A 14,239-nucleotide genomic window follows, 5' to 3' on the forward strand; every position below is an offset into this window, starting at 1 on the left:
ATCTTCTTCAAAGGCATCAATACAGTCCGACGCATCCTTGTTGAACCGGACACACCATGAAGAAGCTTCGAACCCTGCAACATGCCCTGCTGGCCGCCACGGCCACGCTGGCACTGGCACACACGGCATGGAGCGCCGAGGGCGCCCCGCCCGCGCTGGAGCGCTGGCGCAGCTACAACGGCGTGAGCTGGGGCCGCGGCGACGCGGCGGCCACGCCGTTCCGCCACTCCGTCAACGCGCCGATCGCCGGCATCCATTTCGATGCCCGTGGCCGCGCCTTCGTCAGCACGCCGCGGCTGGTCGCCGCCGATGCGCCGGCCACGCTGAGCCTGCTGGACACGGCATCGGACGGCGGCCCGGCGCGGCTGACCGCCTTCCCGTCGGACGACGGCAACGCCATCGCCGCGGCGCCGGCCACGCATCTGCGCAACGTGCTGGGCTTCCACGTGGACACGCGCAACGGCTGGCTCTGGGCGCTGGACATGGGCTTCGTCGCGGGCGAGGCCGAGGCGCCCGCGGGCGGACAGAAGATCGTGGTCTACGAACTGGGCAGCGGGCGCGTGGTCCGGCGCATCGCGCTCGACGGCGTGGCCGACCGCAAGGGCAGCTTCCTCAACGACATCGCGGTCGACGAGCGGCGGCGCATCGCCTACGTCGCCGACAGCGGGCTGCGCAGTGCGCCCGACAACCAGGCCGGCCTGGTCGTGGCCGACTTCGCCACGGGCCGCAGCCGGCGCGTGCTGCACCAGCACCCGTCCGTGATGCCGCAGCCGGGCGCCAGGGTGTTCTCGCACGGCGCCGAGGTCTGGCCCGCCCAGCCACTGGTGCTGGGCATCAACGGCATCGCGCTGTCGCCGGATGCGGGCACGCTGTACTGGACCGTCACCACCGGCACGCAGGCGCATGCGATCGCCACCGCGGTGCTGCGCGACACCAAGGCGGATGCGGTGCGCGTGGCCGCGGCGGTGGTGCCGATCGGCGATGTCGGGGGCAACACCGACGGGATCGCCACCGGGCGCGATGGCCGGCTCTACATCACCGACGTCACGCGCAACGGCATCGTGCGCTACGACCCGGCCACGCGCGCCATGGCCGTGCTGGCCACCGACGCGGGCGTGCACTGGCCCGACACGCCGGCCTTCACCCCCGATGGCTTCCTCGTGTTCACGGCCAGCCATCTGAACCAGCATTTCGCGGGTGCGGTGAAGGCGGGCGACGAGCGCTACGAGCTCTGGCGCCTGCGCCCCTGAGGCACGGGGCGGCTCAGCGCGGCGCGGCGCCGCTCGCCTGGCTCTCGCGCTGTGCCCGCACGGTCGCACCGGCTGCGGCGGCAGCGCGCGCCAGCGCCTCGGCCGCCGCCGCGGGCGCCAGCCGTTGCAGGATGGCGCGGCCCACGGTGCCGGCCTGCGGCACCTGCTCGCCGATGGCGTTGGACTCCCAGATCAGTCCGCGCAGCGCATGGCCCACGGCGTACAGCCCGGAGCGCGGCTGGCCGGCCGCATCGCGCAGCGCATGCGTCTCGCGCGTGGCCTGCACGCCGAAGCCCAGCGGGTCGGGCTGGGCCAGGCCGCGCGCGACCAGCTGGCGCACCAGCGGATCGTCGATGTGGCGCCAGTCGAAATCGAAGCCCAGGCAATTGACGACGCGGTCGGCCACCACGGTCTGCAGGGGCCGGCCGTCGCGCGGCTGCCAGGTGACGGCCAGGCGGCCATCGGCCTGCACCGCGATGGACTGCACGCGGCCGGCCTCGTGGCGATGCCGGCCCTCTTCGTGCACGCGGTCCTGCCAGGCCAGCGGTGCGGCGGCGCTGCGGTGCAGCGAGGCCTCCCAGTAGGCCCGCAGCCGGCCCAGGAAGCGGCGGCGGTCGCGCGCGCTGGCCAGCGACCACAGCTGCGGCACATGGGCACGGATGGCCGGCACCAGGCGCTGCCAGGATTCGCCCTGTGCGCGGACCGCCCGGCGCTGCGCCCGGATCTGTGCGAGCAGGCCGCGCAGCGACACCGCATCGGGCTGGTAGCGCAGGAAGTCGGGCCAGGGCTGCACGTCCTCGCGCACGCGCACGCCCTGGCCGCGCCGGCTCAGCACCAGGTGCTGGCCGCGAAAGCCGGCCTTCTCGGCCATGATCAGGCTGTCCACCGCACTGAGGCCCGCGCCCAGGTAGACGATCTGCGCGTCCTGCGCCACGCCGTCCCAGGCCTGCGGATGCCAGATGTCGCCCACGTAGCGCGGCGACGCCGCCACGCCCGCGCCGACCGCGAAGGCCTGGCGGGCGAGCGGCCTGGCGAAGATACCGGTGGCCAGCACGAGTTCGTCGGCCAGCTCCTCGCAGCCGTCGTCCAGCACCACGCGGTAGCGCGGGCGGCCGGTGTCGTACTGCGCGACCACATCGACCGCGCGCGCCTGCAGGTGGCGAAATTCCACGCGCCGGCCCGCGCTGGAGATGGCCGCCGTCAGGCTGGCCAGGATGTAGGCGCCGTAGACCTGGCGCGGCGGCATGCTGTCTTCGATCGCCACGCCGGCCGGCGGCTGCCAGCCGCCTGCGGCGGCGCCGGCGCGCAGCCAGCGCACGAGGTGGTCGGGCTCATCGTCGTAGAGGCTGAACAGCCTGGCCAGGCCGTTGACCAGATGCTCGGGGTGCGTGGTGCCGTAGGCCGTGCCCAGGCCCAGCGTGGCGCGCGACTCGACGATGGACAGCCGGATCGGCTGCTCCACGTCCTTGAGCAGGCGCAGCGCGACGGCGGTGCCGGCCAGGCCGCCGCCGACGATGAGGACATGGGGGCGTGTGTCGGAAGAGGGCATGGTGGCTCAGAGCTTGTGAAGGAATGGGTTGGGCTCACGACGGGGTGCCCGCAGGTGTCGGGCAAGGCGCGTCGCGCAGTCCGTATCGGGATACGGACAAGCGGCGCAACGCCGCCCGGCGCCTGTGGGCGCCCCGGCCCGCAGGGCAAGACCCCGCGAGCAATGGCTGGTTGTTGAAACTGCCTGCGTCGGGGTCTTGCGTGAGCTCAAGCGATTTCTTCACAAGCTCTCAGGCGGGAAAGAAGCGGTTGGCGGGCCGTGGCAGGCCCAGGTGTTCGCGCAGCGTGCGACCGCTGTAGGCGCGGCGGAAGATGCCGCGGCGCTGCAGTTCGGGCACGACCTTGTCGACGAAGTCCAGCAGGCCGCCGGGCAGCCAGGGGAACATGATGTTGAAGCCGTCGCTGCCGCCGCTCTCCAGCCAGTGCTGCATCTCGTCGGCAATCGTCTGCGGCGTGCCCACGAAGGCCAGGCCGGCGTAGCCGCCCAGGCGCTGCGCGAGCTGGCGCACCGTGAGGTTCTCGCGCCGGCCCAGTTCGATGGCGCGCTCGCGGCTGGTCTGGCTCGCGTTGGTGGGCGGAATCTCGGGCAGCGGGGCGTCGAGGTCGAAGCCGGACACGTCGTGGCCCAGCGCGATCGACAGCGAGGCGATGGCGCTGTCTGCGTGCACCAGGCTGTCGAGCCGCGCGCGGACCGCACGCGCCTCCTCCACCGTCTCGCCCACGACCACGAAGGCGCCGGGCAGGATCTTGAGGTGCTCCGGATCGCGGCCGATGGCGCGCATGCGGCCCTTCACGTCGGCGTAGAAGCGCTGCGCGTTCTCCAGTGTGCCGGGCGCGGCGAACACCACCTCGGCGGTCTCGGCGGCGAGCTGGCGGCCGGGCTCGGACGCCCCGGCCTGCACGATCACGGGCCAGCCCTGCACCGGCCGCGCGATGTGCAGCGGGCCCTTGACGTTCAGGTAGGTGCCGCGGTGGTTCAGCGTGTGCAGGCGCGCCGGATCGAAGAAGCGGCCACTCTCGGCGTCGCGCACGAAGGCGTCGTCGGCCCAGCTGTCCCACAGGCCCGTGACCACGCTCTGGAACTCGCGGGCACGCGCATAGCGCTCGTCGTGCTCCATGTGGTCCGTGCGGCCGAAGTTCAGCGCCGCGTCGGGGTTGGAGGTGGTGACGATGTTCCAGCCCGCGCGGCCGCCGCTCAAATGGTCCAGCGAGGCGAAGCGCCGCGCGATGTGGAAGGGCTCGTCGAAGGTGGTCGAGGCCGTGGCCACCAGGCCCAGGTGCGTGGTGTGCTGGGCCAGCGCCGACAGCAGCGTGAACGGCTCGAAGGAGCTGACCGTGTGGCTGCGCTGCAGCGCCTCGATCGGCATGTTCAGCACGGCCAGGTGGTCGGCCATGAAGAAGGCGTCGAAGCAGGCCCGCTCCAGCGCCTGGGCCAGGGTCTTCAGGCGCTCGAAGTTGAAGTTGGCATCGCGCCAGGCGCCGGGATAGCGCCAGGCGCCGGTGTGGATGCTGACCGGGCGCATGAAGGCGCCCAGGTGCAGTTGGCGGGTCGATGGCATGTCACGCGGGCGCGCGCCAGACGATCTGCTTGACGTCGATCTTGCGCGGGATGATGCCCAGGGCCTGGAAGGTGTCGGCCAGCTCCTGCTGCTGGGCGACGTGGGCGTCGGTCACCGGGGTGAGCGAGAACTCCGCGCGTGCGAACGCGGCCGACCAGGACTTCACGTCGATGCCGGTGGCCTCGGCCGCCAGCGCGGCGAGCTCGTCGCGGTGGCTTCCCGACCATTCGGTGAGCTTGCGGATCTCGTCCAGCACCGCACCCAGCGCGCCAGGGTGGCGCGCGGCGAAGTCCTTGCCGGCCATGTAGTACGACGAGCTCGCCAGCCGCTTGTCCGAGGTGTCGGCGATCACGCGGGCGCCGTAGCGCTCCTCGGCGATGGCGTAGTAGGGGTCCCAGACCACCCAGGCGTCGATGTTGCCGCCGTTGAAGGCCGCCGTCGCGTCGGCCGGCGACAGGTAGGTGGGCTGGACGTCGTCGAACTTCAGGCCGGCCTGGGCCAGTGCCTTGACCGCCACGTTCTGCGCGCTGGAGCCCTTGCCGAAGGCCAGCTTCTTGCCCTTGAGCTCGGCCACGGTCCGGATCGGCGAATTCTTCGGTACCAGCACGGCATGCTGGGCCGAGGGCGTGGCCGCCGCATACACCAGGTTGGAGCCGCCGGCCTGCGCGAAGATCGGCGGCGTGTCGCCCACCGAACCCAGGTCGATGGCGCCAGCGCCCAACGCCTCCAGCATGGGCGGGCCGAACTGGAACTCCACCCACTTCACGCTGGGCACGCCGAGCGCAGCCAGCCGTTTCTCCACCACCTGCTGCTTGCGCGCCAGCACCAGGATGGCCGAGCCCTTCTGGAAGCCGATGCGCACCTCCTTGGGCAGCGCGGACTGGCCCCAGGCCGCGCCGGCGGGCGCGAGCGCCCAGGCGGATGCGGCGAGTGCGGCGGTGCCGAACTGGCGGCGGGTCGGTCGAGATGAAGGGATGTGGCCCATGGCAGAACTCCTGGAACGGGGCGGACGCGGCGTGGGCACGCGTGCGGTGGATGTGGTGGCCAGCTTAGGCCGGTGCCGCCTGGGCGTCGACGACGCTTTGCGCGCTTTCTTATGCGGTTTTCGCGCGATGCCGCGCAGCGCCTGCAACGAAAAAGCGCCGTCCACGACGGCGCAGGTCCAGGGCCGTGGCCGGTGCTGCGGTCCCCGCGAGCCCCACGCCCGCCGCAGCACCGGCCACAGCCTGAACACGGTGGAGGCCCGCCACTGCGGCGGGCCCGGCGTCAGAAGTCGGCGCCGCCAAAGCCGCCCGGCGCACCGCCTGCGGCGGGCAGCGGCGTCTCGTCCTTGGGCAGCTCGGCCACGATGGCCTCGGTCGTCAGGATCAGGCTGGCCACGGAAGCCGCGTTCTGCAGCGCCGTGCGCGTGACCTTGGCCGGGTCCAGCACGCCCTGCTCGACGAGGTCGCCATAGCTGCCGTTGGCGGCGTTGTAGCCGTGGTTGCCCGAGAGTTCGAGCACACGGGCCACGACCACGCTGGCCTCCTCGCCGGCGTTGCCGACGATCTGGCGCAGCGGCTCCTCGATGGCGCGCAGCACCAAGGCGATGCCGGCGTCCTGGTCGGCGTTGTCGCCCTTGAGCACACCGGCCTTCTTGACCGCCTGCTTGGCACGCAGCAGGGCCACGCCGCCACCGGGTACCACGCCCTCTTCGACGGCCGCACGCGTGGCGTGCAGCGCGTCCTCGACACGCGCCTTCTTCTCCTTGAGCTCGACCTCGGTGGCCGCGCCGACCTTGATCACGGCCACGCCGCCGGCCAGCTTGGCCACGCGTTCCTGCAGCTTCTCGCGGTCGTAGTCGCTGGTGGCCTCGTCGATCTGCACGCGGATCTGCTTGACGCGCGCCTCGATGTCGGCCGCCGTGCCTGCGCCGTCGATCACGATGGTGTTTTCCTTGCCGATCTCGGCGCGCTTGGCCTGGCCCAGGTCGGCCAGCGTGACCTTCTCCAGCGTGAGGCCCACCTCCTCGGCGATGACCTTGCCGCCCGTCAGGATGGCGATGTCTTCGAGGATGGCCTTGCGGCGGTCGCCGAAGCCCGGCGCCTTGACGGCCACGACCTTGAGGATGCCGCGGATGGAGTTGACCACCAGCGTGGCCAGGGCCTCGCCCTCGACCTCTTCGGCAATGATCAGCAGCGGGCGGCCGGCCTTGGCCACGGCCTCCAGCGTGGGCAGCAGCTCGCGGATGTTGCTGATCTTCTTGTCGAACAGCAGGATGAAGGGGTTGTCCAGCGCCGCGACCTGGCGGTCGGCGTTGTTGATGAAGTAGGGCGAAAGGTAGCCGCGGTCGAACTGCAGGCCCTCGACCACGTCGAGTTCGTTGTGCAGGCTCTTGCCATCCTCGACCGTGATCACGCCTTCCTTGCCGACCTTGTCGATGGCGTCGGCAATGATCTGGCCCACGTCCCAGTCGGAGTTGGCCGAGATCGCGCCGACCTGCGCGATCTCCTTGCTCGTGGTGGTCGGCTTGGACAGGGTCTTGACCTCGGCCACCAGGGCCGTGACGGCCTTGTCGACGCCGCGCTTGAGGTCGGCCGGGTTCAGGCCGGCGGCCACGTACTTGAAGCCCTCGCGCACGATGGCCTGGGCCAGCACGGTGGCGGTGGTGGTGCCGTCGCCCGCGTTGTCGCTGGTGCGCGAGGCCACTTCCTTGACCAGCTGGGCGCCGATGTTCTCGTACTTGTCCTTGAGCTCGATCTCCTTGGCGACGGAGACGCCGTCCTTGGTGACGGTGGGCGCGCCGAAGCTGCGCTCCAGCACCACGTTGCGGCCCTTGGGGCCCAGCGTGACCTTGACCGCGTCGGCCAGGATGTTCACGCCGCGCACGATCTTGGCGCGGGCGTCGTCGGCAAACAGGACGTGTTTGGCTGCCATGGTGGTTTCCTTCTTGTTTGAATCAGTTCTCGATGACGCCGAGGACTTCGTCCTCGCGCAGCACCAGCACTTCCTTGCCGTCCAGCTTGACGGTCTGGCCGCCGTACTTGCCGAACAGCACGCGGTCGCCGGCCTTCACGTCGGGCGTGACGCGCTGGCCTTGCTCGTCGCGCTTGCCCGGGCCCACGGCCAGCACCACGCCCTGCTCGGGCTTCTCGCCGGCCGAATCGGGGATCACGATGCCGCTGGCGGTCTTGGTTTCGGGGTCGCTGCGTTGGACGATCAGGCGGTCGTGCAGGGGACGGATGGAAGACATGTGAAGAGGGTTCCTGGGAGGAAGAATGCGTTGTTGGTGCAGCCCATTCTTCAAGCGCCTGCCGGCCGGGGGAACGAAGGGATCGTCAGTTGCTTGCTCGGAAAACGAGGATGCGGCGCAGAACGTGTGAATGAACCGATCGCGCCCACGACGGGGTGCGGCGGGCCGCAGGCGTAGGCGCAGGCCGCAGCCCGGGCTTGTGCCCGGGCAAGGACTGCAACGCCCGCATGTGGCCTGGCGCGCCCCGGCCCGAAGGGCGAGGCCCTGGGCACGGCAATCATGAGGGAGACGAATGCCTATCGGGGCCTCGCGTGGGTGCGAGCGGTTCGTTCACACGTTCTCAACCCTCGAGCTCCTCGCCCACCTGCTCCAGCAGCTGCGCGACGAAGTCGTCGTACAGCGGCAGCGCCGGCAGCGCCGCGCCCGTGGGCTCGGCCACCCAGCCCTCGGGCTGGCCGAACAGGCGCAGGGCCTCGAAGGCCGGTGCCTCGCCCGCGTCGAAGCCATGCGCCAGGCCCGCGGGCAGCGCCACCCATTCCCCGGCCTCGCACAACAGGCCCAGGAAGCCATCGCCGCTGCGCAGGTAGAACAGGCCGGTGCCCGACAGGAAGAAGCGGATCTCGGCATCGCCATGCCGGTGCTCGGCCAGGAACTGCTGGCGCAGCGCGGGCCAGCGCGCGTCGCCCGGCGCCAGTGCGACGCGGTCGGCGCTGTGCAGCCTGAAGTCGGGCCCCAGGTCCGCGAGTTCTTCGGCGTAGGCCGCCTGTACCGCATCCAGGCCGCCGGGGGCCGGCAGCGGGCGCAGCGGCCAGCGGCCGAACTGCACGCCCGTGGGCGCGAGGTGCTGGCGGACCAGGCCGTCGCAGACCCAGGTCTCTTCCCAACGGCCCTCGGTGTCGAAGCGTGCGAGCGCGACCATGGCGGCCTCCGTCGGTCTACTGCAGGAAGCTCGGCCGCGCGTAGCCGGCGAAGTGCTTGTCCAGCACCGCCTTGAACTCCGGCGTCTTGAAGGCCTCGACCACGTCCCGGGCCCAGGGCTGGGCCTTGTCCGCGCTCTTGACTGCGGCCACCAGCAGGTAGTGGTCGGGCGTCTTCTCGAGCACCACGGCCTCGGTCAGTTTCAGGCCCGAGGAGATCGCGAAGTTGCCGTTGACGATGGCCCACTCCACGTCGCCCAGCGAGCGCGGCAGCTGCGCGGCCTCGAGCGGCACGAGCTTGAGCTTCTTGGGGTTGGCCGTGATGTCCTTCTCGGAGACGCGCAGCGGATCCACGTCGGCGCGCACGGTCAACAGGCCCTGGCTCTGCAGCAGCACCAGCGCCCGCGCCAGGTTGCTCGGGTCGTTGGGCAGCGAGACACGGTCGCCCTCCTTCACCTCGGCGACGGCCTTGCGCTTGCTGGAATAGATGCCCAGCGGCGCGATCGGGCCCTGCACGATTTCGGCCAGGTCCAGCTTCTGGTCCTGCGCGAACTTTTGGAGGTAGATGATGTGCTGGAAGTAGTTGACGTCCAGCGAACCCTGGGCCAGCGCGAGGTTGGGCTGCACGTAGTCGTTGAACTCGACGAGCCTGACCTTGTAGCCCTTCTTCTCGAGCTGCGGCTGGATGCCGAGCTTGAGCACGTCGACGTTGGAGCCGGCGGTGGCGCCGATCACCAGCTCCTTCTTGGCGGCGGATTGGGCGAATGCGGCGGGCGCGGCGGCCAGGGCGATGGTGGCCAGCGCGGCCAGCGTGGTGCGACGGATCATGGACATGGTGTGTGGAAGGACGAAGGGGTTCAGCGCTTGTCGAGCTTGCTGGCCAGGCCGTTGCCGGCGAACTGCAGAATCTGCACGAGCACCACGAGCAGCGCCACGGTCAGCACCATGACGTCGGTCTGGAAGCGGTAGTAGCCGTAGCGGATCGCCAGGTCGCCGATGCCGCCGCCGCCCACCACGCCGGCCACGGCGGAGTAGGACAGGAAGCTCACGGCCAGCACGGTGAGCGCCAGCACCAGGCCCGATCTGGCCTCGACCAGCAGCACGCGCAGCACGATCTGCAGCTCCGATGCGCCCATGGCGTGCGCCGCCTCGATCACGCCGCGCGGCACCTCGCGCAGCGACTGGTCGACCAGCCGCGCGAAGTACGGGATGGCGGCGAACGACAGCGGCACGGCCGCGGCCAGCGGGCCGATGGAGGTGCCGGCGATGATGCGCGTGAACGGCACCAGCGCCACCAAGAGGATGATGAAGGGGAAGGAGCGCACGGTGTTGACGACCCAGTTCAGCACCAGGAACAGCGGCCGGTTCTCCAGCGACTGGCCGGGGCCGAGCAGGAACAGCAGCACGCCGAGCGGCCCGCCCAGCAGCAGCGCGGCCGACAGGCCGATGGCCAGCATCAGGAAGGTCTGGCCCGTGGCCAGCCACAGCTCGGGCAGGATGGCGGCGATGTTGTCAGGCATGGGCCACCTCGCGCAGCGGCACGGGGGCAGCGGCCTGCTGCTGCCGTTCGTTCGTCTCGCGCGTGCGCTGGCGCACCAGCGCATCGATCTCCTGGCCCAGCCCGGTCTTGCGCGCGGCCACCGGGCCGTCGACGGCGAACTGCTCGACCACCTGGCCCTTCTCCAAAATGGCGACATGGCGGCACAGCGCCTGCACCACGGGCAGCTCGTGCGTGACGATCACGATGGTCACACCGAGCTGGTGGTTGATCTCGCGCAGCTGCTGCAGCAGCGCGCGCGTGGTCTCGCTGTCCAGCGCCGAGGTGGGCTCGTCGCACAGCAGCACCTGCGGGCGCGGCGCCAGCGCCCGCGCGATGGCCACGCGCTGCTTCTGCCCGCCCGACAACTGGGCCGGGTAGCTGTCGACCTTCTCCGACAGGCCCACCAGGGCCAGGCATTCGCGCACGCGCGCCTCGGTCTCGGCGCGGTCGTGCTTGCCGTGGATGCGCAGCGGGAAGGCCACGTTGTCGAACACCGTGGCGTTCTGCACCAGGTTGAACTGCTGGAAGATCATGCCGATCTGCTGGCGCGCGGCGCGCAGTTCGGCGCGCGACAGCGCGGTCAGCTCGCGGCCGGCCACGAACACGCGGCCGGCGTCGGGCCGCTCCAGCAGGTTGATCAGGCGCAGCAGCGTGGACTTGCCGGCGCCGCTCTGGCCGACCAGGCCGAACACATCGCCTTCATGGACTTCCAGCGTGGTGCGGCGCACGGCGTCGAAGGCGTCGCCGTTGGGCAGCCGGAAGGACTTGTGCACGCCTTCGAGGCGGATCACGGGCGGCGCGGCAGTGGGATGGGACATGGGTGCAGCGTGTGGGGACGGAAAGAAGCTGCAGTGTGGGCAGGCGCGGGCGCCGCGTGAACGAATCAATCGGACGCTGCTTATGCGGTTTGCGCAGAAGCGGCCGCGGGGCCTGGGCACGAAAAGCTTCTATGCATATCGGTTTTCGTTCGTTGGTGGGCGCCCGGGCCAACCCTAGAGTGGCAGCCTTCTCTGCCTTTTCAGTCCCCCTTCCCATGACCAAGCCCCTGGACATCGTCGCCGTCGTCGGCAGCACCTACCAGCCTTCGCGCACCCGTGCGCTGGTCGACGCGCTCGTCGTCGAACTGGAACAGCGCCTGGTGGCGCGCACACGCATCCTGCAGATCGGCGACTTCGCCCGCCCGCTGGGCCAGGCGCTGTCGCGCGAGGAACTGCCGCAGGAGATCCAGGGCCATCTGGCGTCCATCGAGTCGGCCGACCTGCTGATCGCGGCCGCGCCGGTCTACCGCGGCTCCTACCCGGGCCACTTCAAGCACCTGTTCGACCTGGTCGGCCAGGAGTCGCTGGTCGACAAGCCGGTGCTGCTGGCGGCCACGGGTGGCAGCGACCGCCACGCGCTGGTGCTGGACCACCAGCTGCGCCCGCTGTTCAGCTTCTTCCAGTCGCTGACGCTGCCGATCGGCGTGTACGGCACCAACACCGACTTCGACAACTACCGCGTCACGAGCCCGGCCCTGCAGGCCCGGCTGCAACTGGCGGCCGAGCGCGCCGTGCCGCTGTTCGACGCCAGCCAACGCCGCCCGCTGCTGCGCGCCGCCTGAGTTCACCCTTGTCTCCTGGCCTCCTGGGGCCGTTCGGCCCCGGTGCGCACCGCGCCCCGGGGTTTTTTCTCGACCCGGCGCGGCGCGTGCCGCCCCGCCTCACAGCCGGGGCGTGTACTTCAGCGTGAACATCACGTTGCGCGGATCACCGAAGTCGAAGCCGGAGTAACCGACGAAGCCCGGCAGCCAGTAGCGCTTGTCGAACAGGTTGTTCACGTTCACCGCCAGCTGGACTTCGCGCGTGGCCTGCCAGCCCAGGCGCAGGTTCGCCACCGTGTAGCCGGGCACCCGGAACTTGTTGCTGCTGAAGGTATGGCTCTGGGTGTGGCTCTGCGTGGTGAAGCCGGCACCCACCGTCACGCTGTTCCAGTCGCCGGGCAGGCGGTAGGAGGCCCAGGTCCGCAGCATGTGGCTTGGCGTCCAGGTGCTGTAGACCTGGCCCTGCAGTTCCGGATCGCTCAGGTATTCGGTGGTGTTGTAGGTGTAGCCGGCCGTCAGCTGGAGACGGGGCAGGACTTCCCCGCTGACTTCCGCTTCGACCCCCTGGCTGCGCACCTTGCCGGTGGCTTGCGCGCAGTACCAGCCGTCGCACTGCATGCCCGACGCCATGTCGGTGACGGCGCGGTTCTTGTGGTCGTAGCGGAACACGGCCAGCGAGGCGTTCACGCGCCCGTCGAGCAGCTCGCCCTTGATGCCGGCCTCCAGGTTGACCCCGGTGACCGGCTCCAGCACCGTGCCCTGCGCCGTGCGTTCGGACTGCGGCTCGAACACGCCCGAGTAGCTGCCGTAGAGCGACCATTGCGGCGTCAGCGCGTAGACCAGGCCGGCATAGGGCGTGATCTCGCCCGAAGCGCGCTGCGGGGTCTCGGAGCCGCTCGCCCGGTCGGTGTAGAGGTTGTCGTACCAGCTGGCGCGCACGCCGACGATGGCCGTCAGTGGTTCGGTCAGGCGGGTGCGCAGCCGCGCGTAGACGCCCTTTTGCTCCACGTCGTAGGCCGACAGGTACTGCCGTCCCCCCGCCGCCAGCAGGCTGGCCACGGTCGGCTCGGCGCGGTCGTGGTCGATGGCGAAGACATTGCCGCCGGCCGTGAAGCTGCGGGCGAACATGTCGTTGGTCTTGTACTTCGCGTAGCTGCTGCCCAGCGTCAGTTCGTGGCGCAGGCCGAGCGCCTCGAAGCGACCGTTCACGAAGGCATCGAGCCCCACCGTGTCGCTGTCGAAGTCCGTGATCCAGTTGGCGTAGGTCAGCCCACTGCCGTTGGCCGCGGTGACGCCGTGCAGGCGCTGGTGCGTGGAGCTGGCCTTCTCGCGCATGCGCAGCGCGGAGACCTTGAGCGTCCAATCCGCGTTGAAGCGGTGGCTCAGGTCGGCGTACACGCTGGTCTGCGCGATGCCGGCCCGGTTCCACCGGGCGCCGGTGTAGGTCGAACGCGGCAGCCCCATGTCGCTGCCCGCCGCGTTGATGGGCAGGCCATAGATCATCGGCCGCCCTGCGCTGTCCGAGTGGCCGACGGCGATGCCCACGGTGGTGTCGGCACCGATGTCGTAGTCCAGCGCGCCATAGGCCTTGTGCGTGCGGTTGTGCACCTGGTCGACGAAGGAATGGCTGCGGGCTTCGTCCAGCACCACGCGCCCGCGCAGGGAGCCGTCCTGGTTCAGCGGCCCGCCGGCGTCCAGCTGCAGGCCGTAGCGGTCCCAGGAGCCGGCGCGGGCCGTGATGGCCACGGTCTTCTCGGGCTGGCCGCGCTTGCGCACCAGGTTGACGGAGCCACCCGGGCTGCCGGTGCCCTGCAGCAGGCCGGAGGCGCCGCGCAGCACCTCCATGCGGTCGAAGAAGACCATGTCTTCGGTGCCCCAGTTGCCCAGAGACCACATGTCGCGCGGAATGGCCACGCCATCGTACAGCCAGGTGCCGATGCCGAAGCCGCGCGCGGTGAGTGTCATGCCCTGGCCGTTGCCATTGGCCGCCACCACGCCGGTGACGCTGTTGGCGGCCACGCGCATGTCGACGATGCCCTGCTCGTCCAGCTGCTTGCGCGTCATCACGCTGATGGACTGCGGGATGTCCTTCAGGGCCTGGTCGCCCTTGGCGATGCTGACCGCGCGGACCGCAAAGCTGTCCGAACCCTCGGTGGTCGCGCTGCGTTCGGCGGCGGCGGACACGGTGACGGACGGCAGCGTGGACGCCGACGACGCCGCCAGGCGCTGGACCACCAGCGTCTTGCCCTGCACATGCCCCTGCAGGCCGGTGCCGGCCAGCAGCTCGTTCAGGGCCGTGCGCAGTTCGCGCTGCCCGGCCACACGCTGGCCCTGCTTGCCCTGCACCAGCTCGGGCGGAAAAGCCAGCTGCAGGCCGGCCTGCCCGGCGAACGCGGCCAGCGCGGCCGGCAGCGGCTGCGCGGGGATGTCGAACGAGAGGTTCTGCGCCAGTGCGGACTGCAGCGAGAGGGCAAAGCCCAGGGCAGCGACGGCGCCGGCCAGGCGGTGGCGGCGCGCGGGAAGTTGGTTCTGCATGACGGCGGTCTGGGTTGGTTGCAATGCGTTCACAACCGGTAAGACCGACGAGCCGCGAAAACCCTGAAACTCTTTTCTT

12 protein-coding genes are annotated in these 14,239 nt (G+C 70.6%); 2 read left to right on the top strand and 10 right to left on the bottom strand.

Annotated elements, in window-relative coordinates:
• Positions 1-56 precede the first annotated feature (56 nt).
• Positions 57-1,250, top strand: coding sequence for an L-dopachrome tautomerase-related protein (locus tag ASF45_RS07290; protein ID WP_056659384.1), 1,194 nt, complete (start codon positions 57-59; stop codon positions 1,248-1,250).
• Positions 1,251-1,263: 13 nt separating this feature from the next.
• Here the strand turns inward: ASF45_RS07290 and ASF45_RS07295 are convergent, their stop codons facing one another.
• From ASF45_RS07295 to ASF45_RS07335, 9 genes are all read right to left on the bottom strand, one after another.
• The gene (locus ASF45_RS07295) at positions 1,264-2,799 is read right to left on the bottom strand and encodes an FAD/NAD(P)-binding protein (protein WP_056659387.1); all 1,536 of its coding nucleotides are present in this window, start codon (positions 2,797-2,799) and stop codon (positions 1,264-1,266) included.
• Positions 2,800-3,028: 229 nt separating this feature from the next.
• On the bottom strand, positions 3,029-4,357 hold the full coding sequence (locus ASF45_RS07300) for an LLM class flavin-dependent oxidoreductase (RefSeq protein ID WP_056659390.1): 1,329 nt from the start codon (positions 4,355-4,357) through the stop codon (positions 3,029-3,031).
• Between the two features lies 1 nt (position 4,358).
• On the bottom strand, positions 4,359-5,342 hold the full coding sequence (locus tag ASF45_RS07305) for a sulfonate ABC transporter substrate-binding protein (RefSeq protein ID WP_056659393.1): 984 nt from the start codon (positions 5,340-5,342) through the stop codon (positions 4,359-4,361).
• Between the two features lie 281 nt (positions 5,343-5,623).
• Positions 5,624-7,273, bottom strand: a complete 1,650-nt coding sequence (groL, locus tag ASF45_RS07310) for a chaperonin GroEL (protein ID WP_056659396.1) — start codon at positions 7,271-7,273, stop codon at positions 5,624-5,626.
• Positions 7,274-7,295: 22 nt separating this feature from the next.
• Entirely contained in the window at positions 7,296-7,589 is a 294-nt protein-coding gene (groES, locus tag ASF45_RS07315; protein ID WP_056659399.1) for a co-chaperone GroES, read from the bottom strand.
• Positions 7,590-7,929: 340 nt separating this feature from the next.
• A complete protein-coding gene (locus tag ASF45_RS07320; RefSeq protein ID WP_056659402.1) occupies positions 7,930-8,508 on the bottom strand; it encodes a hypothetical protein in 579 nt (192 codons plus the stop codon).
• Positions 8,509-8,524: 16 nt separating this feature from the next.
• Complete coding sequence (locus ASF45_RS07325) at positions 8,525-9,340, bottom strand: MetQ/NlpA family ABC transporter substrate-binding protein (RefSeq protein ID WP_056659405.1); 816 nt, start codon at positions 9,338-9,340, stop codon at positions 8,525-8,527.
• A gap of 23 nt (positions 9,341-9,363) precedes the next feature.
• A complete protein-coding gene (locus ASF45_RS07330; RefSeq protein ID WP_056659408.1) occupies positions 9,364-10,026 on the bottom strand; it encodes a methionine ABC transporter permease in 663 nt (220 codons plus the stop codon).
• The gene (locus ASF45_RS07335) at positions 10,019-10,864 is read right to left on the bottom strand and encodes a methionine ABC transporter ATP-binding protein (protein ID WP_056659411.1); all 846 of its coding nucleotides are present in this window, start codon (positions 10,862-10,864) and stop codon (positions 10,019-10,021) included. The genes ASF45_RS07330 and ASF45_RS07335 overlap by 8 nt, the downstream gene beginning before the upstream one ends.
• A gap of 215 nt (positions 10,865-11,079) precedes the next feature.
• On the opposite strand from ASF45_RS07335, the gene msuE reads away from it, so the two are divergent.
• Entirely contained in the window at positions 11,080-11,646 is a 567-nt protein-coding gene (gene msuE, locus ASF45_RS07340) for an FMN reductase (RefSeq protein WP_056659414.1), read from the top strand.
• 99 nt (positions 11,647-11,745) lie between these two features.
• Here msuE and ASF45_RS07345 read toward each other — a convergent pair whose 3' ends face one another.
• On the bottom strand, positions 11,746-14,160 hold the full coding sequence (locus tag ASF45_RS07345; protein WP_056659416.1) for a TonB-dependent siderophore receptor: 2,415 nt from the start codon (positions 14,158-14,160) through the stop codon (positions 11,746-11,748).
• Positions 14,161-14,239 lie beyond the last annotated feature (79 nt).

Origin of the sequence: Pseudorhodoferax sp. Leaf265, from assembly GCF_001422365.1 — a bacterium.
Taxonomy (GTDB): Bacteria; Pseudomonadota; Gammaproteobacteria; order Burkholderiales; family Burkholderiaceae_C; genus Pseudorhodoferax.